Raw genomic sequence first — 14,584 nt, 5'->3', positions numbered from 1 at the left:
GTCAATCTCCTTGCTCGCCCAGGACTTGGCGGCGTTCGTGCTCGATACGGAACTTCTCGCGCAGCAGCCCGCCCGGATCGTCGGGCACGCGCTTGAGCCAGGCCTCGTTGGCGACCCGCACTTCGCGCTGCTGCGCGGTTTCCTTGCCGGGCGCGCGCGCCTGCGCCGGTTGCTCGCGCGGCGGCTGCCGCAAGGCGCGCTGCATGCGTTCGCGCTGGGCGCGATCGGCCTGCTCCTGGGCCTTGGCCGCGGCGGCCGGATCCTGCTTGGGGGTGGATCCGGACTCGTCGCGCTCCGGCTTGGGCTGACCCTGGGCCGGCTTCTGCTGCTTCTGCTGGCCCTGCTGCGGGTCTTGCGATTGCTGGGGCTGGCCCTTGCCGCCTTGCGAGGACTGATCCTGCTTGGACTTGTCCTGCGGCGGCGGCTTGCGCTTCATCGCCGCTTCGACCGCGCGCTTGTTGGCCAGCGCGTCGGGCATGCCCGGCTGCAGGCGCAGCGCGCGATCGTAGGCCGCGATCGCCTGCGGATACCGCCCGGCCTTGGCCAGGGCGTTACCGAGGTTGTAGTGCGCATCGGCTGTGTCGGAACCGCGGAACAACTGCGCCGCGCGCGGGTAGTCGCCGCTGCGATAGGCGCGGCTGCCCTCTTGCATGCGCTTGTGCTCGACCTGATCGGGGCGCCGCCACAGATCGGCCGCGCGCGCGGGCTGCAGCGGCAGCCACGCGCATACCAACAACACCGCGAGCGCACCGCCGCGACGGCGGAACGCGAACAGCGCCAACAGCAGCAAGGGCGGCAGCAGCCAATAGCCTTCGTCCTGCCAGATCCGGCCCTTCTCGCCCTTGGCCGCGGTGGCGTCGGTGGGTTTGGGCTTGAGCACGCCTAGCGCCTGCAGGTCCTCGTCTCCGCCGCCGACGGCCGCGTAGGCGCCGCCGCCGGCCGCAGCGAGGTCGCGCAGCGAAGCCGGATCCAGCTTGACCCCGACGATGCTGCCGTCGCTGCGCCGGATCGCGGCGCCGGCCACGCTGCCCAGGCCCAGCACCGATACCCGGTAGCCCTCGCCCGCCGCTTCGGCCGCGGCCGCGCGCGCGCGCGCATCGGAGTGGTCGCTGAGCAGCAGGATGTCGCCGCGTTCGAAGCCGGCCCGGCGCAGCAGCCGCGCCGACCACGCGATCGCGCGATCGCCGCGCTGGCCGTCGACCGGCATCACGTCGGGATTGAGCGCGTCCAGGAACAGGGCCACGTTGGCGGCATCGTCGGTGAGCGGGGCCACGGTGAAAGCGTCGCCGGCGTAGACGACCAGGCCCACCTGGCCGCCGTCGCGCTCGCGCAGCAGGGTCGCGATCTTGGCGCGCGCCTGGGCCAGGCGCGAGGGCGGCAGATCGGCTGCGAGCGCGGCGCTGGACAGGTCCAGTGCGATCACCAGCGGCGCCCGGCTCTGCCACAGCGCCTGTTCGGTCTGGCGCCAGCTCGGGCCGGCCAAGGCGAGCACCGTCAGCGCACCGCCCAGCAAAGCCAGCCACAGGCCGTAGCGCGTGCGGCGGTCCTGACCGGACTCGAGCAGGTGCGGCAGCAGGTGCGCATCGACGGTATCGCGCCAGGCGTTGGCGCGGCGCCGGCGCGCGCGCCACCACAGCGCCAGCACCGGCAGCGCCAACAAGGCCCACAGCCAGTGCGGCCGCAGCAGATGCAATTGCGAGAACGCGCTCAGCCAGTCGCTCATGCGCGTCGCCTCCCCTGCAGCGCGAACGCGAGCAGCGCCAGCGCGAACGCGGCCGCCAACGGCCAGGCATAGCGCTCGATGCGCGGACGCACCGCCTGGCCCGGTCGCTGGATCGGTTCCAAACGATCGATCTCGGCGTAGATGCCGGCCAGTTCGGAGGTATCGCGGGCGCGGAAGAAGCGCCCGCCGGTCTGCTTGGCGACCGCGCGCAGGGTGGTCTCGTCGATATCGTCGCCGGCGCCCGGCATCGGCAGCTTGATGCCGAACAGGGACAGCGCGCCGTCGCCGCCGAAGGCGATGGTGTGCACGCGCACCTGCTCGGCCTGGGCCAGTTCGGCCGCCTTCTTGGGCTCGATCGCGCCGGCGGTGTTGACGCCGTCGGTGAGCAGGATCAGCACGCGCTGCTCGGCCGGCTGCGAGCGCAGGCGTTTGACCGCCAGCGCGATCGCATCGCCGATCGCGGTTTCCTGACCGGCCAGGCCGACCACGCTGTCGGCGAGCTGATCGCGCACGGTCGCGCGGTCCAGGGTCAGCGGCGCCAGCGCGTAGGCGCGCCGGCCGAACACCAGCAGGCCGACGCGGTCGCCGACGCGGCGGTCGAGGAAGTCCGACAACACCGCCTTGGCCGCGGTCAGGCGGTCCACCGGTTGTCCGCCCAGTTCCATGTCCGGCTCGCGCATGCTGCCCGACAGGTCCAAGGCCAGCATCAGATCGCGTCCCACCTGCGGCGGCTGCACCGCGTCGCCGAGTTGCTGCGGACGCGCGGCGGCCACGCACAGCAGCGCCCACGCGGCCCACATCAGCCAGCCCGGTCCGCGCCCGCGCAGGCCATGGCCGCCGGCCGCCGCGACCGCGTCCAGGCGCTCGCCGAACGGCACCTTCAATGCCGCCGAGCCGTCGCGCGCCGCCGGCAGCAGCCAGCGCGCCAGCCACGGCAGCGGCAGCGCGAACAGCCACCACGGCCACGCGAACAGGTCGCGCGCGTCGGCCAGGCCGCGCATCAGCGCGTCCATCAGCGCACGCCCATCAGTTCGAGGAAACGCGCGCGCACCGGCTCGCGCAGCGCCTCCACGTGCAGCGGGTCGACGTCGCGACGGTAGCCGCCGTCGAGCAACAGCCGGCCCGCGGCCTCGACGAACTGCGGCGACTTGGCGCCGCGGTCGAGAAAGGCCAGCCAGTCCTCGCCCTGCAGACGATCGGCCGCGCCGTCGCGCCGCCGCGCCGCGCGGCGCAGCAGCTCCGACATCGCCGCGACCTGCGCCGCCGGCGTGTCGGCGGCGGCGACCGCATCGTCGAACAGACGCTCGGCGGTACGCCGCTTGCGCAGCCTGCGCGCGCGCAGGAACCACACCGCCGCGGCGATCAAGGCCGCGGCGGCGAACACCATCCACCAGCCCGGCGCCGGCGGCCACCACGAGGGCGCCGCAGTGTCGTGCACGTCGCGCAGGAGCAGGGTCGGATCGGCCATCACGCCACCAGCGGCCGCGCCCGGCCCAGCAGCGGCAGCCAGGATTCGCTGGGCGCGTCGGTGGACAGCGCCTGCACACGCACGCCGCGCAGCGGCAGGCTCTGCAGCGCGGCCGCGACCGGGGCGACGAATTCCTGGGCCCAGCGCTGGCGTTGCGCGGCCACGCCCAGATCGAGCTCGATCCGGCGCTCGCCGCTGCGGAACGGCAGGGCGGAGGCCGGCGGCGTGTGTTCCAGCGGATCGGTCAGCAACAGCACGATCACTTCGTGGTGCTGGGCCAGCGCCGGCCAGCGCCGTTCCGGCACCAGCGCCAGGCTGCGCGGATCGGCCAGCACCACCAGGCGCGAGCCCGGCCGCAGCAGGCGTTCGGCGTGGTCCAGCGCGACCGCGAGGCCGGCGTCGTCCTCGGGCGGCCGCGTGTACCAGCGCACCAGCGCGTCCAGCGCGCGCAGGGCGCCGCGCGGGCCCGAGGCCGGCGGCACCGGGGCTTCGCGCAGGCTGCCGCGCAGGGCCGCGATGCGGTCGCCGTCGCGCGCCGCGGCCCAGGCCGCGATCGCGCCGGCGCGCGCGGCCTGCACCGACTTGAAGCGCACGCGGGTGCCGAAGTACAGCGCCGGCGCGGTGTCGGCGACGATCAGGCTGAGGCGTTCGCGCTCGGCCTGGAACAGTTTGGTATGGGCGCGCCCGGTACGCGCGGTCAGGCGCCAGTCGATATGGCGCGCGTCGTCGCCGTTGGAGTATTCGCGCGATTCGGCGTATTCCATGCCGCGCCCGCGCAGGGGCGACAGCGCATGGCCGCTGACGCCGTGGCGGCCCAGGCGCGCGTTGCGGCGGCCGCCCACGGCGGCGCGCAAGGCGACCAGTTCGGCCAGCGCGGGTACGATGCCCTCGCTCATCCGTCGCTCCGTGGGGTCCTGAGCGGGATCACGAACGCTCGGCCCCGGCCATCAAGGCAGCGGCACCCGCTGCAGCAGTTCGGCCAGCAGGCGGTCGCCGTCCCAGCCCTCGGCGGTGGCTTCGTAGCTGGGCAGGATGCGGTGGCGCAGCACCTCGGGCGCGATCGCGCGCACATCGTCCGGGGTCACGTAGTCGCGGCCGGCCAGCCAGGCGTGCGCGCGCGCGCAACGCTCCAGCGCGATCGAACCGCGCGGACTGGCGCCCCAGGCGATCCGGCGCGCCAGCGCAGGGTCGTAGCGCGCGGCATCGCGCGAGGCCAGCACCAGTTCGATCAGATAGCGTTCGACCGCCGGCGCCACGTGCAGCGACAGCACCGCCGCGCGCGCGGCGAACACGTCGTCCAGGGGCATCCGGCGCTCGATCGGCGCGGCCGCGCGCAGGGAATCGCGCGCGCGTTCGCGCGCCAGGCGCAGGATCTCGGCTTCCGCCGCGGCTTCCGGGTAGCCGATGCGCACGTGCATCAGGAAGCGGTCGAGCTGGGCCTCGGGCAGCGGGAAGGTACCTTCCTGCTCGATCGGGTTCTGGGTCGCCATCACCAGGAACAGCGGCGGCAGCGCGTAGGTCGCGCGCCCGACCGTGACCTGGCGCTCGCCCATCGCCTCCAACAGGGCCGACTGGACCTTGGCCGGGGCCCGGTTGATCTCGTCGGCGAGCAGGATGGGATGAAAGATCGGCCCGGGCTGGAACTCGAAGCGACCGTCCTGCGGACGCCAGACCTCGGTGCCGGTGAGATCGGCCGGAAGCAGGTCGGGAGTGAACTGGACGCGTGCGAAGTCGGCCTCCAGGCGCGCCGCCAGCGCGCGCACCGCGCTGGTCTTGGCCAGGCCGGGCGCGCCCTCGACCAGCAGATGGCCGTCGGCGAGCAAGGCGATCAACAGGCGTTCGATCAGGGCGGCCTGGCCGACGATCTCGGCCGAGAGCGCCTCGCGCAGCCCGCGGAAGGCGTCGTGCAGGCGCGCCAGCTCGGCATCGGGCAGGACGGGCGGACGGTCCGGCGCGAGGCCGGCGAGGCTTTCGGGGGTATCCATCGATGTTCCGAGGCGGGGCGAAGTTCGATTTTGACCGAACTTGGCGGCCGGGGTTCACCCAACCGATGGCACGTTCAGTTCCCAGCCGCGGCGCCGCCCGCAAACGCGAAGAGGGCCCGGAGGCCCTCTTGCGCGTTACGGCTGCGGCGACGGGCGCTTAGCGCTGCGTCACCTTGAGCACCTTCGGGGTGACGAAGATCAGCAGCTCGGCCTTTTCCTTGGAGCGGCCCTTCTTCTTGAACAGATTGCCCAGGAAGGGGATGTCGCCCAGGAACGGCACCTTGGTGATGTCGCTGCGGTCGCGGAACTCGTACACGCCGCCGATCACCACGGTCTGGCCGTCCTCGACCAGCACGGCGGTGTTGACCGCGCGCTTGGCGATGATCGGCACCTGGCCGATCGAGGTGTTGATCTGGCCGTCGACCTCGTCCTTCTTGACCGCCATGTTCAGGAACACGCGGCCGTCGTTGGTGATGGTCGGGGTGACCTTGAGCTCCAGCAGCACGTCCTTGAACTGGACGTTCGGAATCGGCGTGGCGTTGCCGCCCTGCTGCGGGGAGATCGTCACATAGCCCACTTCCTGGCCCTGGCTGATCACCGCTTCGCGCTGGTTGCTGGTGACCACGCGCGGGTTGGAGATGACTTCGCCGCGGCCTTCTTCCTGGATCGCCGACAGCTCGATGTCGAGCAGGTAGCCGGCGTTGAGGATCGACAGCGCCAGCGAACCGGCCGGGTTGTCGACGCCCAGGTTGGTCATCAGACCGCGGGTGATCGAGCCCAGGGTGCGCACCGGCGGAGAGCCGACCGAGCCGCCGTTGAGCCAGTCGCGGAAGGCGTTGGCGTAGGCGGTATCGGCCGCGACCTGCGAGTTGCGGGTATCCGTATTGGCCTGCAGATTGCCGCTGAAGTAGGCGTTGTCCTTGTTGCCGCTGATGCCGAACTTGGCGCCGAGCTCGCGCGAGACCGATTCGGTCGCGATCACGATGCGGGCCTCGATCACGACCTGGTCGACCGGGCGATCGATCACCCGAACCAGCTCGCGCATCTGCTGAACCTTCTTCGGGATGTCGCTGATCATCAGCGTGTTGGTGCGCTCGTCGGCGACCAGTCGGCCGCGCTGCGAGAGGAAGCCGTTCTCGTTCTGGCTCTGACCGCCGCCACCGCCGCCGCCCGAACCGCCGACGCCCTTGGCCTCGGTCAGCGCTTTGAAGATCGCGCCGGCGTTGTGGTAGTTGATCTGGATGTACTCGGTGACCAGGTCGACGCGGTTGTCGAGCGCGATGCGCGCGTCTTCCTTGTCCTGTTCGTACTTGGCGACTTCGGCCTGCGGCGCGATCCACACCACGTTGCCGCTGCGGCGCTTATCCAGGCCCTTGGCCTGCAGGACGATGTCCAGGGCCTGGTCCCACGGCACGTTGACCAGGCGCAGGGTGACGTTGCCCTGGACCGTGTCGGCGGCGACCACGTTGAGGTTGGACTCCTCGGCGATCAACTGCAGCACGGTGCGCACCGGCACGTCCTGGAAGTTGAAGGTCACCGGACGGCCGCTGTAGCCGCGCTTGCTGGCGTCGGTGGTGCTGCTGATCGTGCTGGCGCCGACCGCGCGGCTGGAGGCCGCGGCCGCCGACTTGGGCACGATCTCGACGATGTACTCGCGGCCGGTCTGGTAAGCCAGCGACTCGAAGCCGCCGTTGGTGTTGAGCACCAGCTGGGTCCCGGTGCCGCTGGCGCGCGCGTCGATGCGCTGGACCGGCGTGGCGAAGTCGGTGACGTTGAGCGGGCGCTGCAGCGCGGCCGGCAACTGGGCGTTGCCGACGTTGATGATCACGCTCGATCCCTGATTGCGCAGGTCGGGCGCGGCACCGTCGCCGCTGAACTTCAGGATCAGCTTGCCGGAGCCGCCGTCGCCGCGCTTGAAATCGATGTTCGCGACCGAGATCGCGCCCGGCAGCTGCTTGGCCGGATCGAGGTTGTGCGCGGGAGCGACCGCGGGCGCGGCGGGAGCCGCGACCGGTGCCGCGGCTTCAGACGCCGGCGTCGCTGCGTGCGCGGCGCTGAGTCCCGCGAGCAGGCCGACCACCAGGCCGGCGCCACGCGTGCTGAAAGCCAAGGGGCGCCGGGCCGGCCGCGAGCATTTGGCGTTGAATACGGTCATCGTGCTATCCCCCAATCAATTGTCTTCTAACGCCACGGTGGCCGGCCGTTCCAGCCAACCACCCGCGCCATCCGGCACCAGTTCCACCAACTCGATCCGATCTTCGGACACGCTGGTTACGCGACCGTCGTTCTGACCCATGTACGCGCCCGGCCGCACCCGGTAGGTCACCTTGTCGGGCGCCATCACCAGGGCGATCACCCCGGGACCGCGGCCGAGCGTGCCGACCATGTCCAGGCTGTCGAGCGGGAACTGCTCCAAGGTCTGCTTGCGACGCGTCGCATCCGGGCGCGGACCGCTGCCGCCGCCCTGGTCGGTGAACGCGTTGCTGAACGGATCGCGCATCGCCTGCGCGGCGTACTCGAAGGTTTCGAACTGCTGCATCACCGGCAGCGGGTCCAGCGGCGGAGCCGGACGCGCCTTCACTTCGGCGACCCATTTTTCCAGGTTCGGCGCGTCGCCCGGCGTGCTGGTGATGCCGCGCGAGCAGGCCGTGGCCGCCAGCAGCATCGTCGCCGCGATCAGGAAGCGGCCGCGAGCGCCCGCGTTGAATGTCGTACGCATCAGCCGCCCTCCTTCTTGTCGCCAGTGGGCGCGGCAGGTGCGGCAGCGGCGTTGGGATCACCGTTGGCCTTTTCCTGCGCCGACACTTCTTCCTCGTCCAGGTAACGGTAGGTCTTGACCGTGCCGGCCAATTCCAGCGGACTGTTCGGCGTGATCACCGCGGTCTTGTCGCCGGCCGCGGCGCCGCGCGGACGCAGCGAGATGTCGTGCATGGTCATGATGACCACGCGCGGCAGCGAGGCGACGCCGCTGACGAAAGCGCCGAACTGATGGTAGGTGCCCACCATGCGCAGAGCGATCGGCTTCTCGGCGTAGAAGTCCTTGGGCTGCTCCGGACCGGGCTGGAACAGTTCGTTGTTGATGCCGGTGGCGAGCGCGGTCTGGGAAATGTCGACGATCAGGTCGGGCATTTCGGTCTTGCTCGGCAGCTGGCGCAGCATCTGCTGCAGCTGCTGCTCCATCTGCACCAGTTGCTGCTTGAGCGGTTCCAGGTTGGCGGCGCGGCCCTGCTTGGTCTCGAACTCGCCGCGCAGCTCCTTCTCGGTACGCTCCAAGCCTTCCAGCGCGGTGCGCTTCTCGCGCACGAACGCGTACCAGACCAGGCCCACGATCACCAGGCCGACGATCACGCAGAAGCCGATTTTGGCCTGCTGCGGCCACGACCCCATGTTGTTGAAGTCGAGGTCCTTGAGCGACATCTTCTTCTGGCTCACGATTCGGCCCCCTTGTTGTTGCCTGCGGCCGGAGCCGGTTCGGCGGCCGGACTCTTGGCCGGCGTCGGAACGCTGCCCGGAGCGGTAGCGGGAGCCGGTGCGGCGGCGGGCGCGGCGGCCGGGGCCACCGGAGCGATCGCCGCCGGAGCGGGCGCGCCGGCCGGCGCATTCGCGGCCGGAGCCGCGGCGGCGGGCGCCGCAGCCGCCGGAGCGGTCGCGTTGGCATCGGCCGTCGCGGCCTCGGCGCCGGCGGCCGGAGCGTCGGGCTGACCGTCGCCGTCCTCGTCCTTGGGCGCGTTCGGGTTGGCCAGTTTGACCTGCAGCTTGAACTCGTACGGCAGGCCCTTGTCGGTACCCTTGGCCTCGATGATCGACAGGTCCGGATTGGTCATCCAGCCCGAGCCTTCGAGATTGCGCATGTAGGTACTGACGCGGGCGTTGGACTGGGCGCGTCCTTCCAGGGTCAGGGTGTCGGAGTCCTGCTTGATCGCCGTCAGCACCGCGCCGTCGGGGATCGTGCGCACCAGCGAATCGAACAGATGCACCATCTGCGAACGGTTCGACTGCAGCTGCTCGATCACTTCCTTGCGCGCCAGCAGCTTCGACTTCTTCTTGTCGAGCTCCTCGATCTCCTTGATCTGCTTGTCGACCTCGGTGATGCGATCCTTGAGGAAGTTGTTGCGGGTGTTCTGACCCTTGATCTGGCCGTTGTAGAACATGACGATCAGACCGGACAACAACAGGGCGCCGATCACCGACGCCACGATCATGGTGACGAACTCTTTCTGCCGCTGCTTACGGCGTTCGGCTCGCCACGGGAGAAGATTGATGCGTGCCATCAGTCGAAGCTCCTCAGGGCGAGGCCGCACGCGATCATCAACGCCGGCGCGTCCTGCGCAAGCGCGTGCGCCTGCACGCGCGGACCGAGCGTCATGTGCGCCAGCGGATTGGCGATGATGGTGGGCACGCCCAGCTGCTCCTCGACCATCTCGGCGATGCCGGGAATGGAGGCGCAGCCGCCGGCGAGCACGATCTGGTCCACCCGGTTGAACTCGCTGCCGGCGTAGAAGAACTGCAACAGGCGGCTGACCTGCTGCACCATCGCTTCCTTGAAGGGCTCCAGCACTTCGGCCGAGTAGCTCTCGGGCAGGCCGCCCTGGCGCTTGGCCAGGCCCGCCTCCTCGTAGCTCAGGCCGTAGCGGCGCATCACCTCGTCGGTGAGCTGCTTGCCGCCGAAGACCTGCTCGCGGCTGTAGAGACTGCGGCCGTTGCGCAGCACGTTGAGCGTGGTCATGGTCGCGCCCGAGTCGATCAGGGCGACGATGCCGTCTCGCGGCGTGCTGAGGTGGTCGGCGATCAGCGCGAACGCGTTCTCGACCGCGAAGGCCTCGACGTCCATGACCCGGGGGGTCAAGCCGCCGATCTCCAGCGCCGAGGCGCGCACTTCGACGTTCTCCGACCGCGAGGCGGCCAACAGCACCTGGATCATGTCCGGGCTGTTGGGCATCGGGCCCAGGACCTCGAAGTCGTGATTCACTTCCTCGATCGGATACGGCACGTAGTTCACCGCCTCCAATTCGACCTGGGACTCGAGTTCCTCGCCGTCCAGGTCGCCCGGCATCGGGATCACCTTGGTGATCACCGAAGACCCGGCCACCGCCGCGGCGGCGTGCTTGGCCCGGGTTCCGGACCTCGCGACCGCCCGCTTGATCGCCTCGCCCACGGCCTCGACCTCGACGATGTTCTTCTCGACGACGGCGTTCGGCGGCAGCGGCTCGACGGCGTAATGCTCGACCCGGTAGCGGTTGCCGGCTCGGGAGAGCTGCAACAGCTTCACTGCGGTCGAACTGATATCCACGCCGACGAGGGCCGGCTGGCTTTTTGTGATGACGCCCACTGTTTTCTCCCCATGCCACAAGCGCTTACGCGCACTTCGTGTGGCCCCGCCTTAGATAACGGACTTTTCACAGGCTGGCAACCATTTCTTTCAGGAATGCCAACCTAGACCGCCTTTTTTGCGTAACGGCCTTAGCGGAAACCACCGGCCGTGTGCCCCCCGGGGCGGTCCCTGTCCCCGGCTCCTCTATACTCCACGCCCACTACAACCCGCAATCGGAACCCGCTTCGATGCCCCGTCTCCGCCGCCTTCTGCGCTGGGCGCTGTATGCGTTCGCCGGCCTGACCCTGCTTGGGGCGATCGCCGCCGGCACCCTGTACTACCTGATCGCCCCCAAGCTGCCGGACGTGGAGACCCTGCGCAACGTCGAGCTGCAGGAGCCGATGTACGTCTACGCCGCCGACGGCCGTCTGATGGCCCTGTTCGGCGAGACCCGGCGCTACCCGGTGGCGATCGAGGATGTGCCGCTGCGGCTCAAGCAGGCCTTCATCTCGATCGAGGACTCGCGCTTCTACCAGCACCACGGCGTGGACTACAAAGGCGTCGCCCGCGCGGTCTGGCTGCTGGCGACCACCGACGACAAGCGCGTCCCGGGCGGTTCCACCATCACCCAGCAGGTCGCGCGCCAGTTCTTCCTGAGCTCGGAATACAGCTACAAGCGCAAGCTGGGCGAGATGCTGCTGGCCATGCGCATGGAGCGCGAGCTGAGCAAGGACGAGATCTTCGAGCTGTACTTGAACAAGAGCTTCTTCGGCAACCGCGCCTACGGCGTCGGCGCCGCGGCCGAGTTCTACTACGGCAAGAAGATGAGCGAGCTGTCGCTCGACGAAATGGCGTCCCTGGCCGGCATTCCGAAGTTCCCGTCCAGCGGCAACCCGCTGAGCAACCCGGAGCGCGCCAAGGAACGCCGCGACTACATCCTCGACCGCATGGCCGAGCTCAAGTTCGTCAGCGCCGCCGAGGCCGCGACGGCCAAGGCCGTGCCCATGCACGCCACCCCGCACGAGCGTCCGGTCGAGGTCTACGCGCCCTACGTGGCCGAGATGGTCCGCCAGCAGATGATCGAGCGCTACGGTGCCGAGGCCCTGACCAAGGGCTACCACGTCACCACCACCATCGACCCGACCCTGCAGGTCGCGGCCGACAAGGCGGTGCGCGACGGCCTCAAGGTCTACGACCGCCGCCACGGCTGGCACGGGGTCGAGCAGCACTTCGACCTGGCCGCCAACGAGGACGCGGCCACCGCCAAGCAGCGCCTGCGCTCGATTCCGGCCCAGGCCGGCCTGCTGCCGGCGATCGTGCTCGGCAACGAGGGCGGCGGCGCGCGCCTGGCCCTGGCCGACGGCAGCGAGATCAGCCTCAGCGCCAGCCAGGGCTGGGGCGGGCGCAGCCCGGGCAGCCTGGTCAAGCGCGGCGACCTGGTCCGGGTCGAGAAGATCGAACCGCCGGCGCCCAAGGTCGACCCGAAGAACCCCGACGCCCCGGTCGCGGCGGCGGCGCCCGTGGCCGGCGCACCGCTGGGCTACCGCCTTGAGCAGTTGCCGCAGGCTCAGGCCGCGCTGGTCTCGCTGGAGCCGGCCACCGGCGCCTTGCGCGCCCTGTCCGGCGGTTTCAGCTTCGCCGGCGCCAAGTTCAACCGCGCCACCCAGGCCCGGCGCCAGCCCGGCTCCAGCTTCAAGCCCTTCGTCTACGCGGCCTCGTTCGAACGCGGCTACAACCCGGCCTCGATCGTGCTAGACGCCCCGGTGGTGTTCCGCGACCGCCGCGGCCATATCTGGCGCCCGCAGAACGACAGCGGCAACTTCGCCGGCCCGATGCGCGTGCGCGAGGCCATGGTGCAGTCGCGCAACCTGGTCTCGGTGCGCCTGCTCGACGCCATGGGCGTGGACTTCGCGCGCAAGTACATCAGCAACTTCGGCTTCGACATCGAACAGCTGCCGCCCAACCTGTCGATGTCGCTGGGCACCGCCTCGCTGACTCCGCTTTCGGTCGCCCGCGGCTACGCCACCTTCGCCAACGGCGGTTTCCGCATCACGCCCTGGTTCATCGACGAGATCAAGGACCGCGCCGGCGCGGTGGTGTTCAAGGAAAAGCCGCCGACCGCCTGCCCCGAATGCGGCGGCCGCGGCCCCGGCAGCAGCGCCGTGCGCTCGTCCACCGTGGTCGACGGCTTCAACTTCGGCCCCGAGGGCGGGGCCAAGCCCGAGACCAGCGCCAAGGCCTCCGAGCCGGCCAAGCCCGCGGCCAAGCCGCCGGCCGACCTGGTGATGGCGCCGCGCGCGATCGACGACCGCATCGCCTACCGGATCGTGTCGATGCTGCGCGACGTGGTCCTGCGCGGCACCGGCACCGCGGCCAAGGTGCTCGGCCGCGAGGACATCGGCGGCAAGACCGGCTCCACCAACGACCACCGCGACGCCTGGTTCTCCGGCTTCGGTGGCCCGCTGGTGACCACGGTCTGGGTCGGCCGCGACAACTACAAGTCGCTGGGCTACCGCGAATACGGCGGCAAGGCCGCCCTGCCGATCTGGATCGACTACATGCGGGTCGCGCTCAAGGACAAGCCGATCGCGCCCAACGAACCGCCGCAGGGCATGGTCAAGGTCTCGGTCGGCGCCAACGGCGCGCTGATCCCGGACGGCGGCGGCGGCATCGTCGAGTGGGTCAAGGCCGAAGACCTGGACAAGATGCAGTCCTACGTCGACTACGGCCCGGCCGAGGCGGCGCCGTCGGAAGAGTCCTTCGACATCTTCTAAAAGCCCCCAGGCCCGCCTCGCAGCGGGCCTGGACCGTTTCAGCGCCGATGTGATGAGAAAAAGCACATCGGCGTGTTAGCGTTGAAACCGCCGGCGCGGGCCGCCGGCCGCGGCGAGTCCCCTCGCCGACGCCGTGCCAGCCGCGGAGGTCGTCATGCCACACCACGCCCGTCAGCACGCACAACAGCACGCCGAGACCCGCACCCGCGAACGCCGCCACCGCCTCGCCCATGAGGCCGCGCGGCTGATGGCCGAGGGCGGCATCCGCGACTACCATCAGGCCAAGCTCAAGGCGGCCGAACGCCTGGGCATCTACGACGACGCCTCGCTGCCGCGTAACCGCGAGATCGAGGACGCCCTGCGCGAGTACCAGCGCCTGTTCCAGCGCGACAACGCCGCCGGCCTGCGCCAGCGCCGCGAGGCCGCGCTGCGCGCGATGGAATTCTTAGCCGAGTTCGAACCGCGCCTGGTCGGCCCGGTCCTGGACGGCACCGCCGACGCACGCAGTCCGGTCGCGCTGCAGCTGTTCAGCGACGACCCCGACGCCGCCCCGCGCTTCCTCGACCAGCACGGCATCCCGGCCGAGGCACGCAGCCGCCGGCTGCGCCTGGACCGCGAACGCGCCGACGACTTCCCGGTCTGGATCTTCAGCGCCGAGGACCTGAGCTTCGACCTCACCGTGCTGCCGCTGGACGTGCTGCGCCAGGCCCCGCTGTCGGGCGTGGACGAGAAGCCGATGAAGCGCGCCTCGGCCGCCCAGCTGCGACAGCTGCTCGCGGACGAGGAAATCGCTGGGTACGAGGGCTTGAAGCAGGAGTGAGGGATGAGGGGTGAGCGGCAAACGCTGCCGACCTCGCGTGTCGGTTTGCGATGACCACTGCCTCGCTGCACGTTATCGAAACTGCGCGCCGGCTCGGTTCGCCAACGACTCACCACATCCCCACGCACAACCTTCCCCTTTGAAAAAGGGGGATTGAGGGGGATTTGCTTCCGCCACCGATGCCCCGAAACCATGGCGCATCGCCCCAAGCCCACCCTCGCGACACCCGCATCGCGCGACGGTGCGGTTCGCCTACGGCTCACCACACCCTACGGCGCTGCTCGCGGACGAAAATCGAGGGATACGGACGGCCGGCTCACGGCGCGGCGCGGCGCGGCCGCGGCTGTTCCTGTTCCTGTTCCTGTTCCTGTTCCTGTTCCTGTTGCCGTTGCATTGGAATCCATAGCACCGCACTCGCCAACGAATCGTAGACCCGAAGGGCGGCGCGCAGGACGCGCGCCGTTTTTCGATAGGACAGGGATGTCCTATCGAAAAATCCCGGC

Annotated in this window: 13 protein-coding genes; 2 read left to right on the top strand and 11 right to left on the bottom strand. The window is 70.2% G+C overall.

Annotated elements, in window-relative coordinates; all coding sequences use genetic code 11:
* Position 1: 1 nt before the first annotated feature.
* From V1318_RS14720 to V1318_RS14675, 10 genes are all read right to left on the bottom strand, one after another.
* A complete protein-coding gene (locus tag V1318_RS14720) occupies positions 2-1,723 on the bottom strand; it encodes a tetratricopeptide repeat protein (RefSeq protein ID WP_332940463.1) in 1,722 nt (573 codons plus the stop codon).
* On the bottom strand, positions 1,720-2,736 hold the full coding sequence (locus V1318_RS14715; RefSeq protein WP_332940462.1) for a VWA domain-containing protein: 1,017 nt from the start codon (positions 2,734-2,736) through the stop codon (positions 1,720-1,722). The genes V1318_RS14720 and V1318_RS14715 overlap by 4 nt, the downstream gene beginning before the upstream one ends.
* Entirely contained in the window at positions 2,736-3,191 is a 456-nt protein-coding gene (locus tag V1318_RS14710; protein ID WP_332940461.1) for a DUF4381 domain-containing protein, read from the bottom strand. Before V1318_RS14710 ends, V1318_RS14715 begins: the two co-directional genes overlap by 1 nt.
* A complete protein-coding gene (locus V1318_RS14705) occupies positions 3,191-4,087 on the bottom strand; it encodes a DUF58 domain-containing protein (protein WP_332940460.1) in 897 nt (298 codons plus the stop codon). The genes V1318_RS14710 and V1318_RS14705 overlap by 1 nt, the downstream gene beginning before the upstream one ends.
* 51 nt (positions 4,088-4,138) lie before the next feature.
* Complete coding sequence (locus V1318_RS14700) at positions 4,139-5,176, bottom strand: MoxR family ATPase (RefSeq protein ID WP_332940459.1); 1,038 nt, start codon at positions 5,174-5,176, stop codon at positions 4,139-4,141.
* A 157-nt stretch (positions 5,177-5,333) separates the two neighbouring features.
* On the bottom strand, positions 5,334-7,331 hold the full coding sequence (locus tag V1318_RS14695; RefSeq protein WP_332940458.1) for a type IV pilus secretin PilQ family protein: 1,998 nt from the start codon (positions 7,329-7,331) through the stop codon (positions 5,334-5,336).
* A gap of 15 nt (positions 7,332-7,346) precedes the next feature.
* Positions 7,347-7,841 (bottom strand): pilus assembly protein PilP, encoded by a 495-nt coding sequence (locus tag V1318_RS14690; RefSeq protein ID WP_332940555.1) that lies wholly within the window; start codon positions 7,839-7,841, stop codon positions 7,347-7,349.
* Between the two features lie 53 nt (positions 7,842-7,894).
* Positions 7,895-8,608 carry a type 4a pilus biogenesis protein PilO gene (pilO, locus tag V1318_RS14685; protein ID WP_332940457.1) on the bottom strand — a complete coding sequence of 238 codons (714 nt, stop codon included), beginning with the start codon at positions 8,606-8,608 and terminating at the stop codon, positions 7,895-7,897.
* Positions 8,605-9,447: a PilN domain-containing protein gene (locus tag V1318_RS14680; RefSeq protein ID WP_332940456.1), complete on the bottom strand. Its 843-nt coding sequence runs from the start codon at positions 9,445-9,447 to the stop codon at positions 8,605-8,607. The genes pilO and V1318_RS14680 overlap by 4 nt, the downstream gene beginning before the upstream one ends.
* Positions 9,447-10,505 carry a pilus assembly protein PilM gene (locus V1318_RS14675; RefSeq protein ID WP_056179307.1) on the bottom strand — a complete coding sequence of 353 codons (1,059 nt, stop codon included), beginning with the start codon at positions 10,503-10,505 and terminating at the stop codon, positions 9,447-9,449. The genes V1318_RS14680 and V1318_RS14675 overlap by 1 nt, the downstream gene beginning before the upstream one ends.
* 230 nt (positions 10,506-10,735) lie before the next feature.
* Here V1318_RS14675 and V1318_RS14670 point away from each other — a divergent pair, with 230 nt between their 5' ends.
* Both V1318_RS14670 and V1318_RS14665 read left to right on the top strand, forming a co-directional pair.
* Positions 10,736-13,261 (top strand): penicillin-binding protein 1A, encoded by a 2,526-nt coding sequence (locus V1318_RS14670; RefSeq protein WP_332940455.1) that lies wholly within the window; start codon positions 10,736-10,738, stop codon positions 13,259-13,261.
* A gap of 154 nt (positions 13,262-13,415) precedes the next feature.
* Positions 13,416-14,081, top strand: coding sequence for a hypothetical protein (locus tag V1318_RS14665; RefSeq protein ID WP_332940454.1), 666 nt, complete (start codon positions 13,416-13,418; stop codon positions 14,079-14,081).
* 316 nt (positions 14,082-14,397) lie between these two features.
* Here V1318_RS14665 and V1318_RS14660 read toward each other — a convergent pair.
* Positions 14,398-14,584: hypothetical protein (locus tag V1318_RS14660; RefSeq protein ID WP_332940453.1), on the bottom strand; the 187-nt coding region annotated here is incomplete at its 5' end.

Origin of the sequence: Lysobacter sp. CCNWLW3 (assembly GCF_036697405.1) — a bacterium.
GTDB lineage: Bacteria > Pseudomonadota > Gammaproteobacteria > Xanthomonadales > Xanthomonadaceae > Lysobacter.
Note: the sequence above shows the minus strand (reverse complement) of the source record. Positions and strands in the feature narration are given on the sequence as shown.